Source organism: Polaromonas sp. (genome assembly GCF_030689685.1).
In the GTDB taxonomy this organism is placed as follows: Bacteria; Pseudomonadota; Gammaproteobacteria; order Burkholderiales; family Burkholderiaceae_C; genus Polaromonas.
In genome coordinates this window covers 1-14693 of sequence record NZ_JAUYEY010000046.1, presented here as the reverse complement: position 1 = coordinate 14693, position 14693 = coordinate 1, and the positions used below count along the sequence as shown (strand labels likewise).

General features: G+C 62.3%; 17 protein-coding genes. 8 read left to right on the top strand and 9 right to left on the bottom strand.

Features of this window, described 5'->3' with window-relative positions:
- Positions 1–14 precede the first annotated feature (14 nt).
- Entirely contained in the window at positions 15–677 is a 663-nt protein-coding gene (locus Q8O29_RS11255) for an HAD family phosphatase (RefSeq protein ID WP_305562980.1), read from the bottom strand.
- A 2-nt stretch (positions 678–679) separates the two neighbouring features.
- The gene (hda, locus tag Q8O29_RS11250; RefSeq protein WP_305562799.1) at positions 680–1366 is read right to left on the bottom strand and encodes a DnaA regulatory inactivator Hda; all 687 of its coding nucleotides are present in this window, start codon (positions 1364–1366) and stop codon (positions 680–682) included.
- Between the two features lie 164 nt (positions 1367–1530).
- On the opposite strand from hda, the gene purM reads away from it, so the two are divergent.
- Complete coding sequence (gene purM, locus Q8O29_RS11245) at positions 1531–2571, top strand: phosphoribosylformylglycinamidine cyclo-ligase (protein WP_305562797.1); 1041 nt, start codon at positions 1531–1533, stop codon at positions 2569–2571.
- On the opposite strand, the gene Q8O29_RS11240 is transcribed toward purM, so the two are convergent.
- From Q8O29_RS11240 to Q8O29_RS11230, 3 genes are read right to left on the bottom strand one after another with little or no spacing between them, the layout of a single operon-like run.
- On the bottom strand, positions 2568–2978 hold the full coding sequence (locus tag Q8O29_RS11240; RefSeq protein WP_305562795.1) for a hypothetical protein: 411 nt from the start codon (positions 2976–2978) through the stop codon (positions 2568–2570). The two genes, purM and Q8O29_RS11240, sit on opposite strands and share 4 nt — an antisense overlap.
- Positions 2979–3030: 52 nt before the next feature.
- On the bottom strand, positions 3031–3417 hold the full coding sequence (locus tag Q8O29_RS11235; RefSeq protein WP_305562793.1) for a type II toxin-antitoxin system HicB family antitoxin: 387 nt from the start codon (positions 3415–3417) through the stop codon (positions 3031–3033).
- 20 nt (positions 3418–3437) lie between these two features.
- Complete coding sequence (locus Q8O29_RS11230; RefSeq protein ID WP_305562791.1) at positions 3438–3623, bottom strand: type II toxin-antitoxin system HicA family toxin; 186 nt, start codon at positions 3621–3623, stop codon at positions 3438–3440.
- A gap of 234 nt (positions 3624–3857) precedes the next feature.
- Here Q8O29_RS11230 and Q8O29_RS11225 point away from each other — a divergent pair, with 234 nt between their 5' ends.
- Entirely contained in the window at positions 3858–4787 is a 930-nt protein-coding gene (locus Q8O29_RS11225) for a ParA family protein (RefSeq protein ID WP_305562789.1), read from the top strand.
- 24 nt (positions 4788–4811) lie between these two features.
- Here Q8O29_RS11225 and Q8O29_RS11220 read toward each other — a convergent pair whose 3' ends face one another.
- Together Q8O29_RS11220 and murJ are read right to left on the bottom strand one after the other, a co-directional pair.
- A complete protein-coding gene (locus tag Q8O29_RS11220) occupies positions 4812–5663 on the bottom strand; it encodes a SirB1 family protein (protein WP_305562787.1) in 852 nt (283 codons plus the stop codon).
- Positions 5664–5730: 67 nt separating this feature from the next.
- On the bottom strand, positions 5731–7296 hold the full coding sequence (gene murJ, locus Q8O29_RS11215; protein WP_305562785.1) for a murein biosynthesis integral membrane protein MurJ: 1566 nt from the start codon (positions 7294–7296) through the stop codon (positions 5731–5733).
- Positions 7297–7578: 282 nt separating this feature from the next.
- On the opposite strand from murJ, the gene rpsT reads away from it, so the two are divergent.
- Positions 7579–7890, top strand: coding sequence for a 30S ribosomal protein S20 (rpsT, locus tag Q8O29_RS11210; RefSeq protein WP_305562783.1), 312 nt, complete (start codon positions 7579–7581; stop codon positions 7888–7890).
- A 148-nt stretch (positions 7891–8038) separates the two neighbouring features.
- Here rpsT and Q8O29_RS11205 read toward each other — a convergent pair whose 3' ends face one another.
- Positions 8039–8350 (bottom strand): DUF3579 domain-containing protein, encoded by a 312-nt coding sequence (locus Q8O29_RS11205; RefSeq protein WP_305562782.1) that lies wholly within the window; start codon positions 8348–8350, stop codon positions 8039–8041.
- Positions 8351–8578: 228 nt separating this feature from the next.
- On the opposite strand from Q8O29_RS11205, the gene Q8O29_RS11200 reads away from it, so the two are divergent.
- Both Q8O29_RS11200 and argF read left to right on the top strand, forming a co-directional pair.
- The gene (locus Q8O29_RS11200) at positions 8579–9802 is read left to right on the top strand and encodes an aspartate aminotransferase family protein (protein ID WP_305562780.1); all 1224 of its coding nucleotides are present in this window, start codon (positions 8579–8581) and stop codon (positions 9800–9802) included.
- Positions 9799–10734: an ornithine carbamoyltransferase gene (gene argF, locus Q8O29_RS11195; protein ID WP_305562778.1), complete on the top strand. Its 936-nt coding sequence runs from the start codon at positions 9799–9801 to the stop codon at positions 10732–10734. Before Q8O29_RS11200 ends, argF begins: the two co-directional genes overlap by 4 nt.
- A gap of 4 nt (positions 10735–10738) precedes the next feature.
- On the opposite strand, the gene Q8O29_RS11190 is transcribed toward argF, so the two are convergent.
- Positions 10739–11497, bottom strand: coding sequence for an SDR family oxidoreductase (locus Q8O29_RS11190; RefSeq protein ID WP_305562776.1), 759 nt, complete (start codon positions 11495–11497; stop codon positions 10739–10741).
- Positions 11498–11658: 161 nt separating this feature from the next.
- On the opposite strand from Q8O29_RS11190, the gene kynB reads away from it, so the two are divergent.
- The 3 genes from kynB to kynA are packed head-to-tail and all read left to right on the top strand — an operon-like array spanning position 11659 to position 14556.
- A complete protein-coding gene (kynB, locus tag Q8O29_RS11185; protein WP_305562774.1) occupies positions 11659–12339 on the top strand; it encodes an arylformamidase in 681 nt (226 codons plus the stop codon).
- 14 nt (positions 12340–12353) lie between these two features.
- Positions 12354–13715, top strand: coding sequence for a kynureninase (gene kynU, locus Q8O29_RS11180; RefSeq protein WP_305562772.1), 1362 nt, complete (start codon positions 12354–12356; stop codon positions 13713–13715).
- 1 nt (position 13716) lies between these two features.
- Entirely contained in the window at positions 13717–14556 is an 840-nt protein-coding gene (gene kynA, locus Q8O29_RS11175) for a tryptophan 2,3-dioxygenase (RefSeq protein ID WP_305562770.1), read from the top strand.
- The last annotated feature ends 137 nt before the right edge of the window (positions 14557–14693 follow it).

Below are 14693 nucleotides of genomic sequence, written 5' to 3'. Positions count from 1 at the left end.
GCAGTCCCCGGCAGTTAGAACAGCTCAAGTATGCGCCATCCGCGCGTCACGGCGATGGCGCGCAGGCGCTCGTCGGGGTTGGTGGCCACCGGATGTGTGACTTTTTCGAGCAGGGCCAGATCGTTGAGGGAATCGGTATAAAACGTGGTTTCGACCGTGTCCCAGTCCCCTCCACGGTCAGCCAGCCACTGCTGGACCCGGGTCACCTTGCCCTCTCGGAAAGACGGCGTGCCGCGGATGGCGCCGGTCGGTTGGCCGCCGGCGTCACGCTCCAGCTCGACCGCAATCAATTCCGTCACGCCGAAGGCCGCCGCGATAGGCCGCGTCACGAACTCGTTGGTGGCGGTGACGATCACGACCTCGTCGCCCGCCGCCTGGTGCTGGCGAACCAGAGCCTGGGCCGAATTCTTGATGCCTTTTTTCACGATTTCCCGCATGAAACGGGCGTGGGCAGCTATCGAATTTGCAGCGCCCTGCTCGCGGATCGCCTGCGTGGCAAACCTGACGTAGTCATGGATATCGAGCGTCCCGGCCTGGTACTGGGCAAAAAATTCAGCGTTGCGGCGTTTGAACTCATGACCGTCGCACCAGCCCAGCGCGATGGTGAATTCGCCCCATTCGTAATCGGAATCGAAGGGGATCAGCGTGTGGTCGAGGTCAAACAATGCCAGTTTCAAAGTCAAAGGTTCTCCAGCATGGACTTGATCAAGGGAATGGTAATGGCGCGTTGGGTCTGCAGCGCATACCCGTCGAGCTGGTCCAGCAGTTGCATCAGGTTGCCGAGGTCGCGCGAAAAGCGGCTCAGGATGAAATCCATCGCCTCATCACTCAAAAACACGCCGCGCGCATCCGCCTCCTGGCGCAGCACGGCACGGCGTTCCGGCTCTGTCAGGGCCTGTAGCGCAAACACATGGCCCCAGCCCAGGCGCGTGCGCAGGTCTTCGCGCAAAGACAGGTCTGCGGGCGGCGCGGCACCAGCCGCCAGCACCCAGCGCGGATGGCCGTCGGGGGCATTGAGCGCATTGACGAACCAGTTGAAAGCGGCCTGCTGCTGCACCGCCGTGTACAGATGGCAGTCGTCAAGGATGACGGCGGCCCAGCTTTCGTTGAATTCAGGCGGTTCCAGCACCGTCGCATCCAGCCAGCCGATGGCCGCACCCTGCTCGCGCATCGCCTCGCTGACGGCCTTGAGCAAATGGGTCTTGCCGCTGCCGGGCTCGCCCCAAAGGTAGGTCGGCACCGGGGAACGCAAGCTGTTGCCAGCCCACAGTTCCAGGTGTTTGAGCGCCGCCTCGTTCGGGCCGGCAAAAAAATTGACCAGCGAAGGCGGCGAGGCCAGACCGATGTCCAGCGCAATCTGTTTCATGGACGACCTGCCCTTCCCGCCAGCGCCAGAACCGGGCAACAAGCGGCCGCAAGTTGGGAGGGGGGAGTAAATTGCATACAGCCGTCTGGGGTGAACCCTTAGAATCTTGGCTTTCATTCTATCGGGCTTGGTGCCCGTCCGAAGCCGTTACCCACCAAGCTGCAATGACCACCTCCTCTTCCTCCCCCCTGAACTACAAAGACGCCGGCGTTGACATTGACGCTGGTGACGCCCTGGTTGAACGCATCAAGCCGCTGGCCAAAAAAACCATGCGCGAAGGGGTGCTGGCGGGGATAGGCGGCTTCGGCGCGCTGTTTGAGGTGCCCAAGCGTTACAAGGAGCCGGTGCTGGTCAGCGGCACCGACGGCGTCGGCACCAAGCTGCGCCTGGCCTTTGAATGGAAGATGCACGACACCGTGGGCATCGACCTGGTCGCCATGAGCGTCAATGACGTGCTGGTGCAGGGTGCCGAGCCGCTGTTTTTCCTCGACTACTTTGCCTGCGGCAAGCTGGACGTGGACACCGCCGCCGCCGTGGTCGGCGGCATCGCCAAAGGCTGTGAACTCAGTGGCTGCGCGTTGATAGGCGGCGAAACTGCCGAAATGCCCGGCATGTATCCCGAGGGCGAATACGATTTGGCCGGTTTTGCTGTCGGCGCCGTCGAAAAGTCGAAAATCCTGACGGGCCGAGACGTGACGCCCGGTGACGTGGTGCTGGGCCTGGCCAGCAGTGGTGTTCACTCCAACGGTTTCAGCCTGGTCCGCAAATGTATCGAGCGCGCCGGCAGCGACCTGCCCGCCACGCTCGATGGCAAGCCCTTCCGCGAAGCCCTGATGGAGCCGACCCGCTTGTACGTCAAAAACGTGCTGGCGGCCTTGGCGGTCCACCCGATCAAGGCGCTCGCTCACATCACCGGCGGCGGCCTGCTCGAAAACATCCCGCGCGTGCTGCCCGAAGGCACGGCCGCCCACCTGAAAAAAGGCAGTTGGCCACAAACCGAGTTGTTTGCCTGGCTGCAGGCCACTGCCGCCATCTCCGATTTCGAGATGAACCGCACCTTCAACAATGGCATTGGCATGGTGGTGGTGGTAGCTGCTGCCCACGCCGCGGCAACTGCGGCCACGCTGCGCGATTCTGGCGAGCAGGTGTATGAAATTGGCGTGATTGCGGCCAAAGGCGACGGCGCCGCTGTGACTGTCAATTAGGCTTGGTTAGCAAGGCCGTGAAGCGCGAAAAAATCGCGCCATTTCAGCATCACCCGATCTGCAAGCCAATCCACATCGATATCGCGAGTGCCGCTGAACAGTACCCGTTTGTCGCCCTCTCCTATCGCGAGCACGCCAATTGGGGCTCCACCAATTTCGCCACTCCACGTCCACGTCGTTGGATTGGGACGCTTGGTTAACGTGTGATGTTTAGCCTTGTCACATAAATCCATGCTGTCTTTGATGTCCTGGTCGGAAGCAAAGTTGTCGAGAATGCGTTGAGTCACCGCATCCGTGTTCCTGAGATAGTCCTTCAAATGGTTAGCCGTTACGAAAAAGTTATACAAATTTTCGTCTGAAAAGTCGGATTTGAAGCGCCCATATTCGTTCTCAAGCTTGTTAAGCATGTCCCCAGCGGTCCTGATTCCAAAAAATCCCATCTGACTTTTCCAGCCTAAATCAAGCCAGCGCCCGCCGTGCGATATACCCCGACCGCGACTCCCCTGCGTCCTTCGCCGCCTGGTCAATCCTGCGCAGCACACGGGATGGCAAGGTGATGTTGATGCGCTCGGCCTTGTCGGACAGCGAGGCAAGGTCCACCGTCACCAGGCCCCAGGTCCAGCCCTTGAAATCGCGGTTGCGCTGATGATCGGCCAGGGCACCGGGCTGAGGTATGGCCATGCCGTCATCAATCGCTACCTCCAGCCACAACTCAATCGCCTCTTTGGCGTTGTCCATGGCCTCATCCAGCGTATCGCCCGCTGAAAAGCAGCCAGGCAGATCGGGCACGACGACACCATAGGCCTGGGTGCCGGTGCCCGTTTCAACAGCGATGGGGTAGTGCATAAAATGTCCTCTCGTCAGCGTCAAACGCTCAAATCAGTTTGCTTCAACAGTTTGTGCAACAAGCCGGTGCCCAGGTCTTTGCGCGGGTGCGGTACCGTCACATGGCCGGGGCGTTGCGGGTGAACATATACATGGTGTGAGCCCTTGACGCCACGCAGCACCCACCCGGCTTTGAGCATGCGTTTAATGAGGTCTGCGCTCGTCATGGTGTGTATTATCCACACTTTTAATTCAATCTGGCAGGTTTGGCGTCGGATCTCGTGCGCCTCAGCCTCAAGGCGGGTGTTGCTGGCCGTCGTGCCCACTGGGCGCCTGCGCCCCTACTGGCCTGCGGTTTTTGCTACAAAAATACTAGCTGCCCGTACAGGTAGCCATTGGGCATACTGGACTTTTGGTCCTATTTGTATCAAACTGTTCAATTCATTCCGAATGGAGCAGTCATGCCGGTCATCGCAGTCGTCAACCGCAAAGGAGGCAGTGGCAAAAGCACGCTCGCCGCCCATATCGCGGCCTGGTGCGCGCGCAACGGCAGTTCGGTCATGCTGGGCGATGTGGATCGCCAGCAATCGGCCCGCGCCTGGCTGAAACGGCGCGATGCTGCCCTGCCACCCATCGCGCCGTGGGCGGTGGACCAGAAAAACATGTTGCGCGTGCCGACCGGCATCACCCATGTGGTGCTCGACACCCCCGGCGGCATGCACGGCTTCGAGTTGGCGCGGGTGGTGATGTTTGCTGACGCCATCGTGATGCCGGTTTGCAACTCGATGTTTGACCGCGAGTCGGCCCAGGCCTGCCATGCGGAGCTGATGAGCATGCCGCGCGTGGCCAGCGGGCGCTGCCGACTGGCAGTGGTCGGCATGCGCATCGATGCGCGCACCAACGCCGCGCAGACGCTGGACGAGTGGTCGGAGTCGCTGGGCGTGCCGTTTCTGGGAGTGCTGCGCGAAACCCAGCTCTATGTGCGCAGCCTGGAACGCGGGCTGACAATTTTTGACCTGCAGCCCCAGCAGGCCGCCACTGACCTGGCGCAATGGGCGCCGATATTGCAGTGGCTCAGGCCCCAGCTTTACCCGCCCCAAGCTGCCAATGACGGCAGCACGGTGTTGGTTCCGCCGACACGCACGCTGGCGCCGAAATCCGCCGTTTTGCCAAAAACCGTTTCCGAAGAGGTGGTCTCCAGGCACCGGGGCGCGCTGCCCAACAGCCTGATGCCAGCCCAGGAGTCCATGGTGCCGGGCGGGCGCCTGTCCACGCTGAGCGCAGGCCGCACGCCAGCTACACCCGCGAAACCGGTCGTCAAACCCACGCTGGCACGCACCACGCGGACCACCGATGGCCCGCAGATTCCCCAGTTTTTGAAGCGGGGATAGAGCCCCACGTTCGCTCGCTGCGAATCAGCTTTTCTGGCGCCGCAAGCGGGCCAGGCGATCCGCCACCCCGTCCAGGTCCAGCGCATCTTCGGCGTGATTCAGGTAGGTTTCCAGGTCCGGCACGGCACGGCCGGCCTCGCCTTGTTCAGCCAGCGCCATGCCGCGGTCACGGTACTCGGACCATGCCTGCGGCAACAACACGATCAGTCGGTCCTGCACCGCGATCAGCCGCACCCAGTCTTGCTGGGTTTTATGAATTTCCTTGAGGTTGCGCAGCATGCGCCCGATGATGTCTCGCGCCGGCACCGACTGCAAATACAGGCCGACAGGCACCTCAAATTCATCGACCAAGCCGCTGCGCTGCCGGAAAGGCTCAAGCCGCTCGGACAGCTCCTCGCGGCTCAGCGAGTGGCCGCTGAAGGGGTCGATCACCACCTGGCCCTTGGGCAGGTTGACCTTGACCATGAAGTGACCAGGAAAAGCCACACCACGTGCGTTGAGACCCACGCCGGCTGCCAGCTCCAGCCACAGCACCGCCAGCGAGATCGGAATGCCGCGGCGGGTCCGGAGCACGGCATTCAGGTAGCTGTTGTCCGGGTCGTAGTAGTCATTGATGTTGCCACCGAAGTTCAGATCGCGAAAGAAGAACTGATTCAGCGCCCGCAGGCGCTGCAGCGGGGAGGCGTCGGCCGCCAGGCGGCGCTTCAGGCGGGCCAGCAACTGGTCCACATCGCCCAGCACCTGCTGCACGTCGAGGTCGGGGTACTCGTCCTGGGCCAGGCTGATGGCCGCTTCCAGCAACGGAAAATGCTCGTCGCTCTGAACCAGGCTGGCAAAGTATTGCAGCGGCGACGGTACGTCGAGATTGAGGGACATGGCGCTACTTTCTCACAAACCGGCGGGCGAGGCGAGTGCCAGGTGTTTACCAGCCGTTACCGGCACTTCAGCGGCGCATGAGCTTGCGAATTTTCAGGCCAGCAGCCCAGAGCGCTCCGAAATAGATAGCAGCCGAGGCAAACAGGACAAGGGCCAGAAGCCCGATTCTCTTAAAGGATTCGGCCCGCAGCCCGGTCCAGCTGACGGCCTGCGCCGACCACAGCAAAAACACCGCCAGCAGGGCACTGGCTGCGAGCACCTGCAGCGCAAACACCCCCCAGCCGGGTGCCGGGCGGTAACTGCCGCGCTTGCGCAGACCCAGCAGCAGCCACACGGCATTGATCAGTGCGCCTATGCCGATCGCCAGCGCCAGCCCGGCGTGCTGGAAAAACGGCACCAGCGCCAGGTTCAGCAGTTGTGTAATCACCAGCACCACCACCGCAATCTTCACGGGGGTGCGGATGTCCTGGCTGGCGTAAAAGCCCGGCGCCAGCACCTTGATGGCCACCAACCCGACCAGGCCGGCGCCGTATCCCATGAGCGCCGTGGTGGTCTGCTGCACATCCCGGTCGGTGAACGCCCCATAGTGATACAGCGTGGCGACCAGCGGCTGGGCAAAGGTCAGCAGCGCCACCGCACTGGGCACCGCCAGCAGCACCACGATGCGCAGGCCCCAGTCCAGCATGGCGGAATACTTATCGGCGTCGTCGGCTGCCTTGGCCGCAGCCAGTTGCGGCATCAGCACCACGCCGATCGCCACACCCAGCATGGCGGTCGGGAACTCCATCAGGCGGTCCGCGTAGGTCAGCCAGCTGACGCTGCCCGGCACCATGTGCGAGGCAATCTGGGTATTGATCAGCAGCGAGACCTGCGCGACGCTCACGCCCAGCAGGGCCGGCACCATCAGGCGCGCGATGTTGCGGGTGCCCGAATCGGCCCAGGCCAGGCGGATGGTCGTCAGGCTCAGGCCGATCCTGGGCAGCAACCCCATTTTCAACAGTGCCGGGATCTGAATCGACAGTTGCAGCAGGCCGCCCAGCATCACACCCGCGCCCATGGCGTAAATCGGCTCGATGCCCTGCGCCTTGAACCAGGGCGCGCCCAGCCATGCGGCGCCTATCATCGACAGGTTCAGCAACACCGGTGTGGCGGCCGGCACGGCGAAGCGCTTCCAGGTGTTCAGGATGCCGGCCGACAGGGCCACCAGCGACATGAAGCCGATGTAGGGGAACATCCAGCGCGTCATGAAAACGGCAGCCTCAAAGCCGCGCGGGTCCTGCTTGAGGCCGCTGGCCATCATCCAGACCAGGACTGGCGCCGCCGCCACGCCGATCACACAGGTCAACAGCAGCGCCCAGGTCAGCAGGGTCGCGACACGGTCGATCAGCAGTTTGGTGGCGGCTTCACCGTCTTTGGCATGGCTGGCCGCCAGCACCGGCACAAAGGCCTGGCTGAACGCCCCTTCGGCAAACAACCGGCGAAACAGGTTGGGGATGCGGAAAGCGACGTTGAAGGCGTCGGTCATGGCACTGGCGCCAAAGGTCGAGGCCATCAGCAGTTCGCGCACCAAGCCGGTGATCCGGGACACCAGGGTCAACAGGGAAACGGTGGAGGCGGCTTTGAAAAGTGACACAGCGGGAGTTTAAGGCCCATACAGTAGTGCCCCCACGGTCGTTCACTTCGTGTAACTCCCTGCCCCCCCCGAGGGGGCCGCTGCGCCTGCGGCCCGGCGGAGCCGGTTCTGCGGCCCCGGCTGGTTTAAGAACCCCGCCGATCCATGAACCGGTATTTTTCAAGCAGGGGCCGCGCCCCCTTGGGGGGCAGCGACCACACGCAGTGGGGAGCGTGGGGGTATAATGGAAGGCTTTGCTAAGCATCATCCGCCGAACTCCTCCCCGGATTAAAGGAATTAATTATGGCTACCGCCAAACCCAAGAAAAAGAACCCCCGCCTGGCCTCAGGCCGCAAACGCGTCCGCCAGGACACCAAACTCAACGCCGCCAACACCTCGCTGCGCTCGAAGTACCGCACCGCCGTGAAAAACGTCGAAAAAGCTGTCATCGCCGGCGACAAGACCAAAGCCACCGAGCTCTTCGCCAAGGCGCAGAGCATTGTGGACACGATTGCCGACAAGGGCATCTTCCACAAGAACAAGGCCGCTCGCGACAAGAGCCGCCTGTCAACCAAGGTGAAGGTCCTCGCCCTCGCCGCCCCCAAAGCGGCCTGATCACTCAGGTCCATCGCCCGGACTGATCTGATCAGTCCGCCGTTTCGCAGGGTGCGCTGCCAGCAAAGCAAAAAAGCCGTCGCAAGACGGCTTTTTTGTTTCCCGCTTCAGTCCGGACGCAGCGGCGCATCGTGCCTGCGCAGTAGCTTTATGGCTTGTCCGGAAGCAAACAGGCTTCGGCCATTTGCAGATCGTTGTCTTTCGCGAAGTTGATTGCAAAGTCCCAAGCCATGGGCTCGACCTCGCGCAGCTCGCTGTTGACCACCACGCATTTGACGCCGTTGATCACGGTAGGCACACACCACGGTGAATAAGTCAGGTGGCTGCCAGGTTGTGGCCCGCCGGGTCGGAACTGGCTCATCACCCCGCACAGCCGGTCGGCCCAGTCGCTGGGGCGAAAGGTCTTGCCGTCGCGGGTGACGCCCTGGATAAAGACTTCTTTGGCGGAGTTGGAGACCATCGGGTTGAAGGTGTGTCGCCTGCCAAAGACGGGGATATCGCCTAATGCTGCAGTGCACAATGATTCTATCTTATATAAGACTTGAGACCGATTTTCAAAGCACCGGTCGGCGCATCGCTGTGATGCAGCATCGTCACAAAAGGCTGCAAGGCCTGCGCCTAAAATCACTTCAGACCTGCCGCATCACCCGCAGCCTCCTGTTTTTGCCACGCTCCCGGAGTTTTTCCCATGACCACTGCCCTGCCCGCCCACATCGAAGCCGCCTCCCCGCATGTGATGAACACCTACGGACGCCTGCCGATAGCGCTGTCGCATGGCCAGGGCTGCCGTGTCTGGGATGTCAATGGCAAGGCGTACCTGGACGGCCTGGGCGGCATTGCTGTCAACACCCTGGGCCACAACCACCCGCGTCTGGTGCCCGCGCTGCAAGACCAGATCGCAAAAATCATCCACAGCTCCAACTACTACCATGTGCCCGGCCAGGAAATACTGGCGGCCAAACTGGTCGAGCTATCAGGCCTGGAAAACGTGTTTTTCTGCTCAACCGGCCTGGAAGCCAACGAAGCGGCACTGAAGCTGGCCCGCAAGTTTGGTCACGACAAGGGCATCAACCGCCCTGAGATTGTGGTGTATGAAAAAGCCTTCCACGGCCGCAGCATTGCCACCCTGAGCGCCACCGGCAACCCAAAAGTTCAGGCCGGTTTTGGCCCGCTGGTCGAGGGTTTTATCCGCGTGCCGCTGAACGACGTGAAGGCGCTCGAGCAGGCCACCGCCGACAACCCGAACGTGGTTGCGGTGTTTTTTGAAGCGATTCAGGGCGAAGGCGGCATCAACCCGATGAGCGCCGACTACCTGCGGCAGGTGCGCGCGCTGTGCGACCAGAACGACTGGCTGCTGATGATCGACGAGGTGCAGTGCGGCATGGGCCGTACCGGCAAATGGTTCGCCCACCAGTGGGCCGGCATCAAGCCCGACGTGATGCCGCTGGCCAAAGGCCTGGGCTCAGGCGTGCCGATTGGCGCGGTGGTGGCGGGCCCGAAAGCCGCCCATATTTTTGGCCCGGGCAACCACGGGACCACCTTTGGCGGCAATCCGCTGGCCATGCGGGCTGGTATCGAGACGATACGCATCATGGAAGAAGACGGCCTGCTGGCCCATGCGGCCCAGGTGGGCGCCAACCTGAAAGCCGGGCTGACGCGCGAGCTGGCGGCTGAGCTCAAGTCTGGCGGCGTGCGCGAGATCCGCGGCCTGGGGCTGATGCTGGGCATCGACCTGGCCAAACCTTGCGGGGAAATTCTCAAACGTGCTGCCGACAACGGCCTGCTGCTCAGCGTGACCGCCGACACCGTGATCCGCCTGGTGCCGCCGCTGATCCTGACCGAGGCGGAAGCCGACGAAATCGTCGCCATCCTGTGCCCGCTGATCAAGCAGTTGCTCGGAGAAAAGCCGTGAGCGCCGCAGCGGGCCAGGAAATCCGCCATTACCTGCAATTCAGCGACTTCAACGCCGCCGAATACGCCTATATTTTTGAGCGCGCGGCGCTGATCAAAAAAAAATTCAAGGCCTACGACAAACACCAGCCGCTGGTGGACCGCACCCTGGCCATGATTTTCGAGAAAGCCTCCACCCGCACCCGCGTCAGTTTTGAGGCTGGCATGTATCAGCTAGGCGGCAGCGTGGTGCACCTGACCACCGGCGACAGCCAGCTCGGCCGTGCCGAGCCGGTGGCCGACAGCGCCCGGGTCATCAGCCGCATGGTCGATCTGGTGATGATCCGCACCTACGAGCAAACCAAGATTGACCAGTTTGCCGAGCATTCGCGCGTGCCGGTGATCAACGGCCTGACCAACGAGTTTCACCCCTGCCAAATCCTGGCCGACATCTTCACCTACATCGAACACCGCGGTTCTATCAAAGGCAAGACGGTGGCCTGGGTCGGCGACGGCAACAACATGGCCAACACCTGGCTGCAGGCCAGCGAAATCCTCGGCTTCAAGGTGCACCTGAGCACGCCCAGCGGCTACGAAGTTGACCAGTCGGTGGCAGGCATCCGCTCTGCCGACAGCTACCAGGTCTTCAAGGACCCGATGCAGGCCTGCGCCGGCGCCGATCTGGTCACCACCGATGTCTGGACCAGCATGGGTTACGAGGCCGAAAACGAAGCGCGCAAAAAGGCCTTTGCCGAATGGTGTGTGGACAGCGAGATGATGAAGGCCGCCAAACCTGATGCACTGTTCATGCACTGCCTGCCGGCGCACCGGGGCGAGGAAGTTGAGGCCGATGTGATTGACGGGCCGCAGTCGGTGGTCTGGGACGAGGCTGAAAACAGACTACACGTGCAAAAGGCGCTGATGGAGTTTTTGCTGCTGGGCCAGTTGCCCTGACCTTTTAGCCACGCCCGACAAACGGCATTTTTGTGGCCATGATGGTCATGAATTGTACATTGGTGGCCAGCGGCAGGGCTGCCATGTGAACCACCGCGTCGGCCACATGGTTGACGTCCATCAGCGGCTCAATCGCCACCTCGCCGTTAGCCTGCGGCACGCCTTTGGCCATGCGTGCAGCCATCTCGGTCTGCGCGTTGCCAATGTCAATTTGCCCGCAGGCAATGTTGAAGTGGCGGCAATCGAGTGAGATCGATTTGGTCAGACCGGTGATCGCATGTTTGGTTGCCGTGTAGGGCGCCGAGTGGGGGCGCGGCGCATGGGCTGAAATTGAGCCGTTGTTGATGATGCGCCCACCCTGGGGGGACTGGGCCTTCATCAGCCGGATTGCCTGCTGCGCACACAAAAAAGAGCCGGTCAGGTTGATGTTGACCACGTTTTTCCATTGCTCGAACGTCAACTCTTCCATGGGCACCGGTGGCGCACCGACACCGGCGTTGTTGAACAGCAGGTCCAGCCGGCCAAAGGTCTGCGACACCTTGTCAAAAGCCGCGCGCACCGCCTCTGGCTGGCTGACGTCGCAAGGAACGGCCAGCGCAGCGTCGCTGCCAGACTCGGCTGCCACCTGGTTCAAAGGCTCAACACGGCGCCCCACCAAAGCCACGCGGTAGCCCTCACGTATCAAGGCCAGCGCCACCGCCTTGCCAATGCCGGTGCCCGCGCCGGTCACCAATGCCACTTTGCCCCTGTCGCCTGAATTCATGTTTTACCTCGAATGGTTGTTGAAGAGTCGTGTACACGCGTGTATCGGCACGCAGCCTGAGAATGTACCGCCGAGCGGGTAGTGGCGCCGCAGCGATGTATTTCGGCGTCTGTTGGAAATAACCGACACCACAGTTTTTTGGTGGTGATAACTTCAAAACCATGACAACTTTGCAGCGCCGGATCTGGGACATTTCGCCCGCCGTGGACGAACACGCCGCCGTGTTTCCGGGCGACGCGGCGTACTCACAGAAGCTGCACTTTGCGCTGTCGCCTGACTGCCCGGTCAACGTCAACACCCTCACCCTGTCGCCACACACCGGTGCGCATGCCGATGCGCCCATGCACTATGCCAACGGCGCGCCAGCGATTGGGGCGGTGGATTTGCTACCTTACCTCGGGCCCTGCCGCGTGATCCACTGCCTGGACTGCGGGCCGCTGGTCGAGCCGCAGCACATTGCCCATGCCTTGCAGGACATGCCACCGCGTGTGCTGCTGCGTACGTCTGTGGTCGCCAGCCAGGATTGGGCATCATTTACGGCCTTGGCCCCTGCCACGCTTGCGTTGTTAGCTACTAAAAACATAGCATTGATCGGCATCGACACGCCCAGCGTGGACCCGTCCACCAGCCCCGATCTGCCAAGTCACCACATGCTGCTCAAACACGATTTGCGCGTGTTGGAAAACCTGGTGCTCGACGACGTGCCCGCCGGCGACTACGAGCTGATTGCGCTGCCGCTGAAACTGATGCAGGCCGATGCTTCGCCTGTGCGAGCAATTCTTCGTGAATTGCGCGAGCTGGCCCCTCACCCCCGCCCTCTCCCCACAGGGGCGAGGGAGTAAAAACCGAAAACACCATGACCACCCAACAAGATTGCCGCGCACTCGATGCACAAGACCCCCTGCGCGAACTACGCCACCAGTTCACTCTGCCTCAAGGGGTGATTTACCTGGATGGCAACTCCCTGGGCGTGTTGCCCAAAACCGCAGCTGCGCGCGTGGCCGAGGTCATTACACAAGAATGGGGCCAGGACCTGATCCGCTCCTGGAACAGCGCCGGATGGTTTGACCTGCCGCAGCGCCTGGGCGACAAGATCGCCGCGCTCGTTGGTGCAGGCCCCGGCGAGGTGGTGGTCACCGACAGCACCTCGATCAACCTCTACAAGGTGCTCAGCGCAGCCATCAGCATGGCCGCAGAGGAGGCGCCGGGCAAAAAAGTCATCGTCAGTGAACGCAGCAACTTTCCGACTGACCTCTACATTGCCGAAGGCCTGTGCCGCGAGCGTGGCTATAACCTGCGGCTGGTTGAGCCCGAAGGCATCCTGGACGCGCTGGACAAAGCCGCCGCCGTGCTGATGCTGACCCATGTCAACTACCGCACGGGTGCGATGCATGACATGGCAGCGTTGACGGCCGCTGCACATGCGGCTGGTTGTCTGACGGTGTGGGACCTGGCGCACAGCGCTGGCGCGGTGCCGGTTGATCTGCACGCTGCCCAAGCAGACTTTGCCGTTGGCTGCGGCTACAAATACCTCAATGGCGGGCCGGGCGCGCCGGCTTTTGTCTGGGTGAAGCCCCAACATGCTGACCGCTTCCGCCAACCGCTCTCGGGATGGTGGGGCCACGCGGCGCCGTTTGCATTCACGCCCAACTACCGGCCTGCGGCAGGCATCACGCGTTATTTGTGCGGCACGCAGCCGATCTTGAGCCTGGCCGCACTCGAATGCGGGCTTGATGTTTTTGGTGCTGCCGAAGCCGTGGGCGGCATGGACGCGCTACGCAGCAAGTCGCTGGCGCTGACCGACCTGTTCATCACGCTGGTTGAAGAACGTTGTGCCGGCCATGGCCTGGGCCTGGTCACGCCACGCGACCATGCGCAACGCGGCTCACAGGTCTGCCTGAGCAGGAGCCAAGGCCCCCACGCTCCGCCGCTTCGCGGGTCGCTGCCCCCCGAGGGGGCCGTCACCGTCTTGGGGCGGCCCGGCGACGGTGACTCAGGCGCCTACGCCATCGTGCAGGCGCTGATTGCGCGCGGCGTGCTCGGCGACTTCCGCGCCGGGTCCGGTGACGGCCGGCAGCCGGACATCCTGCGCTTCGGCTTTACACCGCTGTACATCGGCTTTGAAGACGTCTGGCATGCGGTGGAGCACTTGTTGCAGGTGCTGGAAACCGCCGAGTGGCAAAAGCCTGAATTCAACCAGAAACACGCGGTGACATGACATGAGCATCCCCGAGAAAATCGTCGCCGACGAAAAAGCGCAACTCGACTTCAGCCGCGACATGAGTTACGGCGACTACCTGCAGCTCGACGCCATACTGGGTGCGCAAAAGCCGCTGTCGCCCGCACACGACGAGCTGCTGTTCATCGTGCAACACCAGACCAGCGAGTTGTGGATGAAACTGATGCTGCATGAGCTGCGCGCGGCCATTGCCAATGTGGCAAGCGACGAACTCGGTGACGCCTTCAAGAAGCTCGCGCGCGTGAGCCGCATCATGGAGCAGCTGGTGCACGCCTGGGACGTGCTGGCCACCATGACGCCGCCTGAGTACAGTGCGATCCGTCCCTACCTGGCCAACTCCAGCGGCTTTCAGAGCGCGCAATACCGCTGCCTCGAGTTTGCCCTGGGCAACAAAAACGCCGCCATGCTCAAGCCACACGCACACCGGCCCGATCTGCTGGCGCAGGTGCAAACCGCGTTTGAAGCACCCTCGCTGTACGACGAGGCGCTGCGCCTGCTGGCCAGACGCGGCCTGCCCGTGCCGGCCAGCCACACGCAGCGTGACTGGACCCAGGGCTATGTTGAAAGCGATGCGGTCGAGCAGGCCTGGCTGGTGGTCTACCGCGACCCCAAGCAGTACTTTGACCTGTACCAGCTCGGCGAAGAGCTCACCGACCTCGAAGACGCCTTCCGCCTCTGGCGCTTCCGGCATGTCACCACGGTAGAGCGCGTGATCGGCTTCAAACGCGGCACCGGCGGCACCAGTGGTGTGAGTTACCTGCGCAAGATGCTGGATGTGGTGTTGTTTCCGGAGATCTGGAAATTGCGGACGGATTTGTAGTCTTACTGTGTCATAAGTTTAGTCTCGGACTTATCCAATGGCAATGCGGGCAATGACCCAGGGCGCTTGCGAGTGCGACGCTCAGCAGCAGGCGCAGCGTTGTGATCGAGCTTGGCACGTGACGCTGCGCGCGCTGG